Annotated in this window: 11 protein-coding genes; 4 read left to right on the top strand and 7 right to left on the bottom strand. The window is 73.9% G+C overall.

Annotated features, from left to right (window positions below; genetic code table 11):
* Positions 1 to 8 precede the first annotated feature (8 nt).
* The gene (locus AC2A1K_RS19140) at positions 9 to 302 is read right to left on the bottom strand and encodes a hypothetical protein (protein WP_483897897.1); all 294 of its coding nucleotides are present in this window, start codon (positions 300 to 302) and stop codon (positions 9 to 11) included.
* Positions 303 to 538: 236 nt separating this feature from the next.
* On the opposite strand from AC2A1K_RS19140, the gene AC2A1K_RS19145 reads away from it, so the two are divergent.
* The 3 genes from AC2A1K_RS19145 to AC2A1K_RS19155 are packed head-to-tail and all read left to right on the top strand — an operon-like array spanning position 539 to position 2,075.
* Positions 539 to 988, top strand: a complete 450-nt coding sequence (locus AC2A1K_RS19145; RefSeq protein WP_483897898.1) for a MarR family winged helix-turn-helix transcriptional regulator — start codon at positions 539 to 541, stop codon at positions 986 to 988.
* The gene (locus AC2A1K_RS19150) at positions 988 to 1,407 is read left to right on the top strand and encodes a PEP/pyruvate-binding domain-containing protein (RefSeq protein ID WP_483897899.1); all 420 of its coding nucleotides are present in this window, start codon (positions 988 to 990) and stop codon (positions 1,405 to 1,407) included. Before AC2A1K_RS19145 ends, AC2A1K_RS19150 begins: the two co-directional genes overlap by 1 nt.
* Positions 1,395 to 2,075, top strand: a complete 681-nt coding sequence (locus tag AC2A1K_RS19155; RefSeq protein WP_483897900.1) for a hypothetical protein — start codon at positions 1,395 to 1,397, stop codon at positions 2,073 to 2,075. The genes AC2A1K_RS19150 and AC2A1K_RS19155 overlap by 13 nt, the downstream gene beginning before the upstream one ends.
* A 396-nt stretch (positions 2,076 to 2,471) precedes the next feature.
* Here AC2A1K_RS19155 and clpB read toward each other — a convergent pair whose 3' ends face one another.
* Positions 2,472 to 5,063, bottom strand: coding sequence for an ATP-dependent chaperone ClpB (clpB, locus tag AC2A1K_RS19160; RefSeq protein ID WP_483897901.1), 2,592 nt, complete (start codon positions 5,061 to 5,063; stop codon positions 2,472 to 2,474).
* 327 nt (positions 5,064 to 5,390) lie between these two features.
* Here clpB and AC2A1K_RS19165 point away from each other — a divergent pair, with 327 nt between their 5' ends.
* Entirely contained in the window at positions 5,391 to 6,899 is a 1,509-nt protein-coding gene (locus AC2A1K_RS19165; protein WP_483897902.1) for an FAD-binding oxidoreductase, read from the top strand.
* 1 nt (position 6,900) lies between these two features.
* On the opposite strand, the gene AC2A1K_RS19170 is transcribed toward AC2A1K_RS19165, so the two are convergent.
* From AC2A1K_RS19170 to AC2A1K_RS19190, 5 genes are all read right to left on the bottom strand, one after another.
* Positions 6,901 to 7,332 (bottom strand): heat shock protein transcriptional repressor HspR, encoded by a 432-nt coding sequence (locus AC2A1K_RS19170; RefSeq protein WP_483897922.1) that lies wholly within the window; start codon positions 7,330 to 7,332, stop codon positions 6,901 to 6,903.
* 50 nt (positions 7,333 to 7,382) lie between these two features.
* Positions 7,383 to 8,648 (bottom strand): molecular chaperone DnaJ, encoded by a 1,266-nt coding sequence (dnaJ, locus tag AC2A1K_RS19175; RefSeq protein WP_483897903.1) that lies wholly within the window; start codon positions 8,646 to 8,648, stop codon positions 7,383 to 7,385.
* A 51-nt stretch (positions 8,649 to 8,699) separates the two neighbouring features.
* Positions 8,700 to 9,437: a nucleotide exchange factor GrpE gene (gene grpE / locus AC2A1K_RS19180; protein WP_483897904.1), complete on the bottom strand. Its 738-nt coding sequence runs from the start codon at positions 9,435 to 9,437 to the stop codon at positions 8,700 to 8,702.
* A gap of 185 nt (positions 9,438 to 9,622) precedes the next feature.
* Complete coding sequence (gene dnaK, locus AC2A1K_RS19185; RefSeq protein ID WP_483897905.1) at positions 9,623 to 11,488, bottom strand: molecular chaperone DnaK; 1,866 nt, start codon at positions 11,486 to 11,488, stop codon at positions 9,623 to 9,625.
* A 234-nt stretch (positions 11,489 to 11,722) separates the two neighbouring features.
* The gene (locus tag AC2A1K_RS19190) at positions 11,723 to 12,706 is read right to left on the bottom strand and encodes a C40 family peptidase (RefSeq protein ID WP_483897923.1); all 984 of its coding nucleotides are present in this window, start codon (positions 12,704 to 12,706) and stop codon (positions 11,723 to 11,725) included.
* Between the last annotated feature and the right edge of the window lie 15 nt (positions 12,707 to 12,721).

The following is a 12,721-nucleotide window of genomic DNA, read 5'->3' on the forward strand; positions in this document are numbered from 1 at the left end:
CCACCGGGTCAGTCGTCCCAGCCGTCGTCATCGTCGTCGAGGTCGTCGAGGTCGTCGAGGTCGTCGCGGTCGTCGCGGTCGTCGCGGTCGTCGCGGTCGTCGCGGTCGTCGCGGTCGCCCACGAACCCGGCCGGGGCGGCGGGGATCGGCAGGTCGGGCTCCGAGCTCGAGGCGGGCACGGACGGCACCGACACGGCGACGGGCACCGGCGCGCTCTCGGTCGCGCCGCAGCCGGTCAGGGCCAGCGCCCCGCCGAGCGTGCCGAGGACGAGCAGCGAACGGGTGCGGGTGATCGGGGTCATGGGGCCCTCCGGGTGTCTCGTGCGGGCGTCTCCCGCCGGCACGAACCAGAGTCGGCGGCGTCCGTGAGGCCCCCGGGAGACGCTCGTGAGGGCCTTCTCATGCAGCCCGCAAGGCCTCCCGCGCCAGCCCCATCACGGCCCCTCCACCCGCGGCGGCGAGCGTCGACCTGCTTGACACGCCGCCGACCCCGATGTTTGCATCAACGCACCCATTGCAGAGCTGCAAGGAACAACCGATGGATGAACGCGAGCACCTGGCGTCGAGCTTCGGCGACATGCGGCGCGCGATGCTCCCCGCGTTCCTGCTCGACCTGCTCGGGGCCGTCGAAGGCGGTGACGAGCTGTCGCTCGCCCAGCTCGCGACCCTCTACGTCCTCGACGCGGGCGAGCCGGTGTCCCTCGGTGCCCTCGCGGAACGGATCGGGCGGTCGCACTCGGCCACGAGCCGGCTCGTCGACGCCCTCGTGCGGCGCGGGCTCGTCGAGCGCCAGGAGCACCCCACCGACCGGCGGGTCCGCCGGATCGCGATCAGCAAGGACGGCGACGCCCTGCTCCGCCGCCTCGAACGCACCCGGGCCGACGCCCAGCTCGAGATCATGAATCGCCTCGACCCCGCGGACCGGGCCCTGGTGGGACGCGCGATGGCCCTGCTCGGCCGAGCCGCCGAGCAGGAGAAGAGGCCGTGATGACCGATCTGGTGCTGCCCCTGGAGGCGATCGACCCGGACGACCCGGCGACGCTCGGGCGGGTCGGCGGCAAGGCGTCCACCCTCGCCGCGCTCGTCCGCGCCGGCCTGCCCGTCCCCGGCGGCCTCTGCGTCACGACGGACGCCGACCAGAGCGCAGTCGGCACGGCGCTCGACACTCTGCTCGCCGACGGCACCGACGTGCTCGCCGAGAAGGCCCGCGCCGCCGTCCTCGCCGTCCCGGTCCCCGACGACGTCGCCGACGCCGTGCGCGCCGCGTGCCCCGACGGGCCGGTGGCCGTGCGCTCGTCCGCGACGGCCGAGGACCTGCCCGACGCCAGCTCCGCGGGCCAGCAGGACACCGAGCTCAACGTGGTCGGTGCCGCCGCCGTGCTCGACGCGAGCGGGTGTCCACGCTGATCGGCGAGGCGGAGCGAACGCTGCCGGCGCCGGCCGGCGCGACCCGCGAGCAGCGGGTCGACCGGGCGTGCTGGATGCTCACCGACGGCGTCGCGCCGATGGCGCCGCGGATCGCGCCGGCCCCGATCGCGGGGCTCCTCGCGCTCGGGCTCGCCGCGAAGCTCCTGGGCGACCGCGCGCGGCCGGGGGAGCTCGGCACCGTCCTGCGCGGGCTGCCGCACAACGTCACCACGGAGATGGACCTCGCGCTGTGGGACCTCGCGGTCGGCGTGCGCGACGACCCCGCGTCCCGCGCGGCGCTGACCGCGGGCGATCGACCGAGAGGTCTCGACGCCTTCCTCGCCGTCCACGGACGCCGCGCGGTCGCCGAGATCGACCTGGGCCTGCCCCGGTGGTCCGACGACCCGGCCCACCTGCTCGGCGTGCTCGCCCACCTACGTGCGCCTCGACGACCCAGAGCGCGCCCCGGACGCGGTGTTCGCCCGCAGCGCCGCCGAGGCCGAGGCGACCATCGACACCCTGGCGACCCGGGCCGGTGGCCCGCGCGGGCGGGTCGTGGCGGTCGCGCTCCGCCGGGCCCGCGAGCTCGTCGGGCTGCGCGAGCTGCCGAAGTACTGGCTGGTCACGGTGCTCGCGGCCGCCCGGGCGGAGCTCGCGGCGGTGGGTAGGGAGTTGACCTCGACGGGCCACCTCGACCACCCCGACGACGTCTTCTTCCTCAGCCCCACCGAGGCTCGCGAGGACGTCGACCGCCGGGCCCTGGTGCGCGGTCGGCGGACCGCCTACGACCGCGAGCTGCGCCGCCGCCACGTCCCCCGGCTCGTGTTCTCCGACGGCACCGAGCCCGAGGCGCTCGGCCCCCGGGTGGACGCCGCTGTTCCTCACCGCCGGCGGGCTCGTGATGGAGATGGGCGGGTCGAACGCCCACGGCCACGGCACCGACGACCCGGACGGCGTCCTGACCGCGGCGAGCACCCGCCCCTGAGGCGCTGTGAACGAGCGAAGGGCCCCTTCGGTCGATCTCGTCGACCGAAGGGGCCCTTCGCTCAGTACCTGCTCCGGCGTCAGGCCGCGCGCGACACCACGAGCGCGCCCGTGCCGCCGTCGGCGGACTCGTCGAGGTCGACCTGCACCGTGTCGCCCTCGCGGACGTCGCCGGCGAGCAGGGCCTTGGCGAGCTGGTCGCCGATCGCCGACTGCACGAGCCGGCGCAGCGGCCGCGCGCCGAAGATCGGGTCGAAGCCCTGCAGCGCCAGCCACTCGCGCGCCGCGTCGCTGACCGCCAGCGTGAGGCGGCGTGCCGCCAGCCGGGCGCCGAGGCGCTCGAGCTGGATGTCGACGATCGAGGTCAGCTCCTCGGTCGACAGGGCGTGGAAGACCACGACGTCGTCGAGCCGGTTGAGGAACTCCGGCTTGAACGAGCGCCGCACGACCTCCATGACCTTCTCCCGGCGCCCCTCGTCGTCGAGCGACGTGTCGACCAGCGCGGCCGAGCCGAGGTTCGAGGTCAGCACGAGGATCGTGTTGCGGAAGTCGACCGTGCGGCCGTGACCGTCGGTGAGGCGCCCGTCGTCGAGGACCTGTAGGAGCACGTCGAAGACGTCCGGGTGCGCCTTCTCGACCTCGTCGAGCAGCACCACCGAGTACGGGCGGCGCCGGACGGCCTCGGTGAGCTGGCCGCCCTGGTCGTAGCCGACGTACCCGGGCGGGGCGCCGACGAGGCGGGCGACGGAGTGCTTCTCGCCGTACTCGCTCATGTCGATGCGGATCATCGCTCGCTCGTCGTCGAACAGGAACGCGGCGAGCGCCTTGGCCAGCTCGGTCTTGCCGACCCCGGTGGGGCCGAGGAACAGGAACGACCCGGTCGGCCGGTCCTCCTCCGCGATCCCGGCGCGGGCGCGGCGGACGGCGTCGGACACCGCCCGGACGGCCTCGGCCTGACCGACGACGCGGCGGCCGAGCTCGTCCTCCATGCGCAGGAGCTTCGCGGTCTCGCCCTCGAGCAGGCGCCCGGCGGGGATGCCGGTCCAGGCCGACACGACGTCGGCGACGTCGTCGGGCCCGACCTCCTCCTTGAGCATCACCGGCGCCGCCGACGTGGCGTCCGCGGCCTCCAGCTCCTTCTCCAGCGCCGGAATCTCGACGTAGCGCAGCTTCGCGACACGCTCGTAGTCGCCGTCGCGCTCGGCGCGCTCGGACTCGCCACGCAGCCCCTCGAGGCGCTCCTTGAGCACCCGGGAGCCGTCGATCGCGTCCTTCTCCGCCTGCCAGCGGGCGGTCAGGGCGTCGAGCTCCTCGCGGCGCTCGGCGAGCTCGGCGCGCAGGGCGGTGAGCCGCTCGCGCGACGCGGGGTCGGACTCCTTGCCGAGCGCCATCTCCTCGATCTCGAGCCGGCGCACGGCACGCTCCACCTCGTCGATCTCGACGGGCCTCGAGTCGATCTCCATGCGCAGCCGGGAGCTGGCCTCGTCGACGAGGTCGATCGCCTTGTCCGGCAGGAAGCGCGCGGTGATGTAGCGGTCGGAGAGCGTGGCGGCGGCGACCAGCGCGGCGTCGGTGATCCGCACGCCGTGGTGCACCTCGTAGCGCTCCTTGAGCCCGCGCAGGATGCCCACGGTGTCGTCGACCGTCGGCTCGCCGACCAGCACCTGCTGGAAGCGGCGCTCCAGGGCGGGGTCGGACTCGATGTGCTGGCGGTACTCGTCGAGCGTCGTGGCGCCGACCATGCGCAGCTCGCCGCGGGCGAGCATCGGCTTGATCATGTTTCCGGCGTCCATCGCCGACTCGCCGGTCGCGCCGGCGCCGACGATCGTGTGCAGCTCGTCGATGAACGTGATGACCTGGCCCGCAGAGTCGGTGATCTCCTGCAGGACGGCCTTGAGCCGCTCCTCGAACTCACCGCGGTACTTGGCGCCCGCGACCATGGACCCGAGGTCCAGGGCGACGACGCGCTTGCCGCGCAGCGACTCGGGCACGTCGCCGGCCACGATGCGCTGGGCGAGGCCCTCGACGATCGCGGTCTTGCCGACGCCCGGCTCGCCGATGAGCACGGGGTTGTTCTTGGTGCGCCGCGACAGGACCTGCACGACGCGGCGGATCTCGGCGTCGCGGCCGACGACCGGGTCGAGGTCGCCGGAGCGGGCGCGCTCGGTGAGGTCCTGGCCGTACTTCTCGAGGGCCTGGAAGGTGCCCTCCGGGTCGGCGGACGTGACGCGCCCGGAGCCGCGCACCTTGGTGAACGCCTCCTTGAGGGCCTCGGGCGTCGCGCCGTGGCGGGTCAGCACGTCGGCGGTGCGCCCACCGGCCGCGGCCAGCCCGACGAGCAGGTGCTCGGTGGAGACGTACTCGTCGCCCATGTCGGCGGCGAGCTGCTGGGCGTGCTGGAGCACGCGGGCCATCTCGCGGTCGAACTGCGGCGCGGCGACGCTGGAGCCGCTGGCGCTCGGCAGGCTCGTGAGGACCTTGCCGACGTCGGAGCCCACGGCCGACGGGTCCGCCCCGACCGCGCGCAGCAGCGGCTCGGTGAGGCCGTCGGTCTGTTCGAGCAGCGCCGCCGCCAGGTGGGCCGGCGAGACCTGCGGGTGACCGTCGACGGTGGCCGCCCGGACGGCGGCCGACACCGCCTGCTGGGTGCGGGTGGTGGGGGTGAAGTCCATCGGGGTTCCTCCTGGTCGGGGTGGGCGAGCGGCCCACCAGCCGCCCTTCGTAACTTGAGTCTACCTAGCTCAACTCTGCGGCAGCGCCGTTTCTTCCCTTCACCTCGTCACGGTGACCGGTCACCCACTGCAACGATCGTGAACCACACCAGATCGAACCGTCGTCGCTGCTCAGCGTGCCGAGGGTCGCCGTCCGGCGCACCTGACGGGCCGGACGTCGAGACCTCGTTGGGGACCCTGCGTGACCATCCATGACGTGCTGTCATAGTGGTGCGGTCGCGCGGGTACGCGGTTCCCGCGCCGGGGGGTCGAGGAGGGACGTCGTCCATGTCCGCGGAGCCGCTGTCCGGAGGTCCGGACCCGACCTCCACGACGGCGCCCGCACCGTCGCCGGGTCGCCGCGGCCGACGCCTCACCCCGGTCCGCACCGTCCCGCCGCCGCCCACGACACCGATCGTGCGGCCCGGACGCCACGCAGCGCCCGACGACGCCGCGCCCGGTGGCACCGCGCCCGGCGACGCCGCGCCAGGTGGCGCCGCGCCAGGTGGCGCCGCGCCAGGTGGCGCGAGGGACGCCCTGAGTGCCTCCGACGCAGTCAGGGACGCCCTCGCTCCACGCACCGCGCCCGGCGACGCCGCGCCAGGTGGCGCGAGGGACGCCCTGAGTGCCTCCCACGCAGTCAGGCACGCCCTCGCTCCACCCGGCGCGCCCGAGACCCGCGAGACCCCCGAGAAGTACGCCGCCCGCCGGGTCCGCCAGACGTGGACCGAGGTCGAGCCGCAGGCCGACGAGCTCGCCGACTGGTTCGCGGCCCTGCTGTTCAGCCTGGCGCCGGAGTCCCGCGCGCTGTTCCCGGCGCGCGTCACCGAGCCGGCGCGACGACTGCTGCGCTCGCTCGTGCTGCCGATGAGCACCGTGGACCGCCCCGGCGAGCTGCGCCCGATGCTCGAGCCGCTCGTGCGCGAGCACCGCGCGCTGGGCCTGCGGGCCGACCAGTACGAGGCGCTCGGGGTGGCGCTGATCGGGGCGATGCGGCGGTTCGGCCGGACCTGGGACGAGACGACCGAGCACGCCTGGGTGCGCGCGTTCTCGCTGGCGGCGGGGCCGATGGAGCAGGCGGTCCGCGCCGCGGCCGATCGGGTGGTCGCCGAGGGCACCGTGGTGGGCCACCGGCGCCTGAGCTGGGACCTCGCGGTGGTGCACGTCGCGCCCGACACCCTGGTGCCCCACCGCCCGGGCCAGTACCTCACCGTCGAGATCCCGCAGCGGCCGCGGATGTGGCGGCCGCTGAGCCCGGCGACGGCGCCGCGCCCCGACGGGCTGCTGGAGTTCCACGTCCGCGCGGTCGAGGGCGGCTGGGTGAGCCGGGCGATGGTGGCGCACGGGTCGCCGGGTGACCGGTGGCGCCTCGGCCCGCCCACCGGGCGCCTGGGACTCGATCCGCGCAGCACCCGCGAGGTGCTGATGGTCGCCGGCGGCACCGGCGGCGCCCCCGTGCTCGCGCTGTGCGAGGACATGGCTCGCTGGGCGCAGCCGCGGCCGTGCACGGTGTTCCTCGGCGGGCGCGTGCCCGACGACCTCACGGTGCTCGACCGGCTGGACGCGCTCGCCGACCGCCACCCCTGGCTCCAGGTCGCCGCGGTGTGCGAGGACGACCCGCTCGACGAGCAGACCCAGCCCGGGACGCTGCCGGACGCCGTGGTGCGCGGCGGGGACTGGTCGCAGCACGACGTGCTGCTCTCGGGGTCGCCGAGCATGATCCGCGCGACCGCCTCGGCGCTCCTCGTCGACGGCGTCGGGCTGGACCGCATCACGTACGACCCCTTTACGGAGTAGGTCACTCCCGACGCCGCGGGCCGGGCTGCCACACGACGACCGACTGGGTCCGACGGGCGGGCAGGCGGTCGTTCGCGCCGCCGTCGGCCGCGTTGCGGGCGGCGTGCTCGGCGGCGGCGCGCCAGCCGGCGAGCTCCTCGGTGACCTCCGCGAGGCGGTCGGTCAGCGCCCCGACCTCGCGCTCGAGCTCGATGATGCGCTTGATCCCGGCGAGGTTGACGCCGTCCTCCTGCGAGAGCCGCTGGACCTCGCGGAGCACGGCGATGTCGCGCACCGAGTAGCGCCGGCCACCGCCGCTGGCGCGGCCCGGCGTCACGAGCCCGATACGGTCGTACGAGCGCAGCGTCTGGGCGTGCATCCCGGCGATCTGGGCGGCCACCGAGATCACGAACACCGGGGTGTCCTCGTCGGCCCAGGCGGGCAGCGGCGGTATCGCGGAGGCGCCGAGCGGGGACGGCCAGGGTCCCCGCTCGTCGCGCCCGCTCACGACGCCGTCTCCCTCCGTGCGGGGGCCTCGGCACGCCGGGTGAGCTCGGCGCGGGGGTCGTGGTCGGCGGTGGCCTTGGCGTAGGCGTCGAGCGCCTCGCGGGCCTGGGAGCTCAGGCGCTGCGGGACCGAGAGCTCGACGGTGACCAGCAGGTCTCCCGTGCGTCCGTCCTTGCGGTGCACTCCGCGGCCGCGCACGCGCAGCGTGCGTCCGCTCTGGCTGCCCGCGGGCACCTTGAGCGAGACCTTCCCGTCCATCGTCGGCACCGTGATCGTCGTGCCGTCGACCAGTTCGGGGAACGTCACCGGCACGGTGAGCGTCAGGTCGTCGGCGTTGCGCTCCGAGCGTCCGAACAGGTTGTCGGAGTTGACGTGGACGACCACGAACAGGTCGCCGGCCGGTCCGCCGCGACTGCCCGGCTGTCCCTGCCCGGCGAGGCGGATGCGCTGGCCGTCGTCGACACCGGCCGGGATGCGCACCGTGAGGGTGCGCGACCGGGTGCTCACGCCGTCGCCGCCGCACTCGGGGCACGGGTCGTCGACGATCGACCCGGTGCCCGAGCAGTCGCGGCACGGCTCGCTGAACGCGAACGCGCCCTGGCTGCGCGAGACCACACCGGCGCCGCCACAGGTCAGACAGGTGCGGGGGCTGGTGCCGGGCTTGGCGCCGTTGCCGCCGCAGGTGTTGCAGCGCGTCGGCGACGCCAGGCGCAGCGGCAGCGTCGTGCCGCCGACCGCCTCGGAGAAGTCGATGCGCACGTCGGTCTCGACGTCCGCGCCGCGCTGCTCGCGGGGGCGGGTGGTGCCCGCGCCGGGCATGGGGCCGCCCGGGCCGCCGGTCGGGGCGCCCGCCCCGCCGCCGAACAGCCCGCCGAGCAGGTCGCCGAGGCCTCCGGCCCCGGGCTGCTGCGCGCCGCGCCCGCCGAAGAGATCGCCGACGTCGAAGCCGCCGGAGAAGCCCGTGCCCCCGCCACCGGCCCCCGCGCCGGCCCCGCGTCCGGCGCCGAAGCCACCGAAGCGTCCGCCGGAGAACAGCGTGCGGGCCTCGTCGTACTGCTGGCGCTTCTCGGGATCCGAGAGCACCCCGTACGCCTCGCCGGCGGCCTTGAACCGGGACTCGGCCTTGGCGTCGCCGGGCTTGGCGTCGGGGTGGTTCTCGCGGGCGATCTTGCGATACGCCTTCTTGATGTCGTCCGCGGAGGCGTCCTTGGCCACGCCCAGCTCGCGGTAGTAGTCCTTCTCGACCCAGTCACGGGCGCTCATGGCGGGACTGCTCCTTCCGCGGTGTGGGGGGTGTGGTGGTCAGGGTCGCTCTCAGGAGGTGGTGCCGGCGTCGGCCGGCTCGGTCGGCGCCGGGGGCGCCGCCGGGGCGGACCCGTCGGAGTCGGTGACCCCGACCATGGCGGCCCGCAGCACGCGGTCGCCGAAGCGGTAGCCGCGACGCATCACCGTGGTGACGGTCGGGCCGGAGACCTCGGAGGAGGTCTCGTGGGCGACGGCCTCGTGCACCGACGGGTCGAACGCGTCGCCCTCGGCCCCGAAGGGCTCGAGCCCGGCGCGCCGCAGCGTCTCGGTGAGCCGGTCGGCGACGACCTTGAACGGGCCGGTCAGGTCGCCGTGGTTCTGGGCGCGCTCGACGTCGTCGAGCACGGTGAGCAACTCACCCGCCACGGCCGCCTTGGCGCCCGCGACGGTCGACTCGCGCTCCCGCTCGGTGCGACGCCGGTAGTTGGCGAACTCGGCGGACACCCGCTGCAGGTCGGCGGTGCGCTCGGCCAGCTCGGCGCGCACACGCTCGAGCTCGGGGTCGCCCGCGCCCTCCCCGTTCGCCTCGGGTGCGGCCGACGACGAGGCGGCGGACTCGGCCGCGCGGGCCTCGCCGGCGATGGTCTGGGCACCGTCGGGTGCCGCGGTCTCGCCGTCGTCGGTGGCCCCGTCCGGCTGGGCGGTACCGCCGGGAGCGGCCTGCCCGGAGGTGGGCACTCCGCCGACGCTGGAGTCGGTGGCGTCGGTGGCGTCGGCACTCTCGTGGCCGCCGACCGGATCCTGCACTGTGACCTCCTCGTGAGGCTGGGCCCGGCATCACCGTGCCGGGACCGGGGACGTGTGGTCGAAAGCTGGCGGACTCGGACGAGCCGGCCGGCGGGGCCGCGACGTGGGCCGTGCAGTCGGGTCGAGCTCCGCTGCCCTCTCGGAGAGTGCTCCGTAGGAGGTCCCCGCGGCCCCGCCGGATCGGGTCAGTCCTTCTTGTCCTTCTCGTCGTCGACGATCTCGGCGTCGACCACGTCGTCCGCCTGCGCCGAACCGCCCGCGGCGCCCTCGGCACCGGCGGCACCACCGGCGGCCGCGCCGCCCTCGGACTGCTGCTGGGCGTAGAGGGCCTGGCCGAGCTGCTGCGACTCGGTGGCGACCTTCTCCGAGGCGGCCTTGATCGCCTCGGTGTCCTCGCCCTTCAGGGCCTCCTTGAGCTCGCCGACCGCGTCCTGGACCTTCTCCTTGACGTCCGACGGGAGCTTCTCGTCGTTGTCGGTGATGAACTTCTCGGTCTGGAAGACCAGCGTCTCGGCCTGGTTGCGGGCCTCCGCGGCCTCGCGGCGCTGACGGTCCTCGTCGGCGTGGGCCTCGGCGTCCTGGACCATCCGGTCGATCTCGTCCTTCGAGAGGGCCGAGCCGCCGGTGATGGTCATCTGCTGGGACTTGCCGGTGCCCTTGTCGACCGCCGAGACGTTGACGATGCCGTTGGCGTCGATGTCGAAGCTGACCTCGATCTGCGGCACGCCCTGCGGGGCGGGCGGCAGATCGGTGAGCTCGAACATGCCGAGCTTCTTGTTGTAGGCCGCGATCTCGCGCTCGCCCTGGAAGACCTGGATCTGCACCGACGGCTGGTTGTTCTCGGCCGTCGTGAAGACCTCGGACTTCTTGGTCGGGATCGTCGTGTTCTTCTCGATGAGCCGGGTCATCACGCCGCCCTTGGTCTCGATGCCGAGGGACAGCGGGGTGACGTCGAGCAGCAGGACGTCCTTGACGTCCCCGCGCAGGACACCGGCCTGCAGCGTGGCGCCGACGGCGACGACCTCGTCGGGGTTGACGCCCTTGTTGGGCTCCTTGCCGCCGGTGAGCTCCTTGACCAGGTCGTGCACCGCGGGCATGCGGGTCGAGCCACCGACCAGCACCACGTGGTTGATCTGGCTGACCGAGATGCCGGCGTCCTTGATGACCTGGTTGAACGGCTTGCGGCAGCGGTCCAGCAGGTCGGAGGTGATCCGCTGGAACTCGGCGCGCGAGAGCGTCTCGTCGAGGAACAGCGGGTTCTTCTCGGCGTCGACGGTGATGTAGGGCAGGTTGATGCCGGCGCTGGACGAGCTGGAGAGCTCGATCTTCGCCTTCTCCGCCGCCTCGCGCAGGCGCTGCATCGCCATCTTGTCCTTGGACAGGTCGATGCCCTGCGAGCTCTTGAACTTGTCGACGAGCCAGCTGATGATCCGCTCGTCCCAGTCGTCGCCGCCGAGGTTGTTGTCGCCGTTGGTGGCCTTCACCTCGACCACGCCGTCGCCGATCTCGAGCAAGGACACGTCGAACGTGCCGCCACCGAGGTCGAAGACGAGGATCGTCTGGTCGTCGTCGCCCTTCTCGAGGCCGTACGCCAGCGCGGCGGCCGTGGGCTCGTTGACGATGCGCAGGACGTTGAGCCCCGCGATCTGGCCGGCCTCCTTGGTGGCCTGCCGCTGCGCGTCCTCGAAGTAGGCCGGGACGGTGATCACCGCGTCGGTGACCTCCTCGCCCAGGTAGGCCTCGGCGTCGCGCTTGAGCTTCTGCAGCGTGCGGGCGCTGATCTCCTGCGCGGTGTACTTCTTGTCGTCGATCTCGACGGACCAGTCGGTGCCCATGTGACGCTTGACCGACCGGATGGTGCGGTCGACGTTGGTCACCGCCTGGTTCTTGGCCGACTGGCCGACCAGGACGTCGCCGTTGCGGGCGAACGCGACCACCGACGGGGTGGTGCGGCTGCCCTCCGAGTTCGCGATGACCGTCGGCTCGCCGCCCTCCAGGACGGCGACCACGGAGTTGGTCGTGCCGAGGTCGATGCCGACCGCTCGCGCCATGCTCGTGTCTCCTCTCGAGACCCGTTGATTCCGGGGTGGGTCGTTGAGTGCTGTGCGCTCAAGTACTTGCCCTGCGAGGCCATCCTCGCAAACGCGACCTGAGTCCGCTGCGCTCAAGTGTGTCACTCGGCCCAACGGAGCATGTCACGGACTTGTTCCCGGGGCGCTCAACTTCGCCGAAAATCAGCGGGCGAGGTCGGCGACCCGCGAGCGTCGGAGCGGACGACCGTCCCGTCAGGCCCGATCGGAGCCGGTTCCCGGTCGGGTGGCCAGCGGCAGCAGCTCGCCCTCGTCCCACGTCACGACCCGGGTGCCCAGCGGCACGCCCGTCTGCTGGGCCTCCATCATCTGCCCGTTCCCGAGGTACATCGCGACGTGGTGGATGGTGTCCGGGTCCGACTCGTCGTACGCCCAGAACAGCAGGTCCCCGGGCTGCGCCTGCTCCACCGGCACATGCGCCCCGGCGTGGTACTGATCACGCGAGACGCGCGGCAGCACGATCCCCGCGCGCTGGTAGGCGCGGAGCATGAGCCCGGAGCAGTCGTAGCTGCTCGGTCCGGTGGCACCCCAGACGTAGGGCTTGCCGGTCTCGGCGGTGGCGAACTCGATGGCCGTGCGCGCCACGCCCGGTGGGAGCGCGGCCGCCACGCCGCCCGAGGCCTCGTCGGCGGGCACGCACTCCTGGATGGCGCCGGCGACGCCCGCGAGATCGGTCACGAGGCTGTTCGCCAGCGACTCCCACTTCGCGTAGGCGTTGGGGAACGCCGAGCGCTGCACGACCTGCGCGGCCTGCGTGACCGGCATCGTGTCCCACCCGGGCACGGCGAGCAGGCGCTCGAGGAACGTCCGCGTCGCGTACACGGGGTCGCGGACCTGCGCGGGCGAGCCCCAGCCCTGGCTCGGGCGCTGCTGGAACACGCCGAGCGAGTCGTGGTCGACCGCGACGTCCATGCCGACGGTCCCCATCTGGGACTCCTGCATGGCCGTGGCGAGGGCGACGATCCAGCCCCGCGGCGGCACGTTCATGCCCTTCGCGACGCCGATGATCGTCGCCGCGGTCTGGCGCTGCACCTCGGTGAGTTCGGCCGATGTCTGCGGGGCGTCGGCCGTCGTGCTCCCGCCCGTGCCGGCCTCGCAGGAGGTGCTCCCCGCGTCCTCCCCGACGCCGGGCACGAACTGGTTCGCGACGAGCAGCCCGCCGGCGAGCACGACGACCATGAACGCCGCGAGCCC

The sequence above is a fragment of the Actinomycetospora sp. 2LY8.5 genome, from assembly GCF_057180585.1.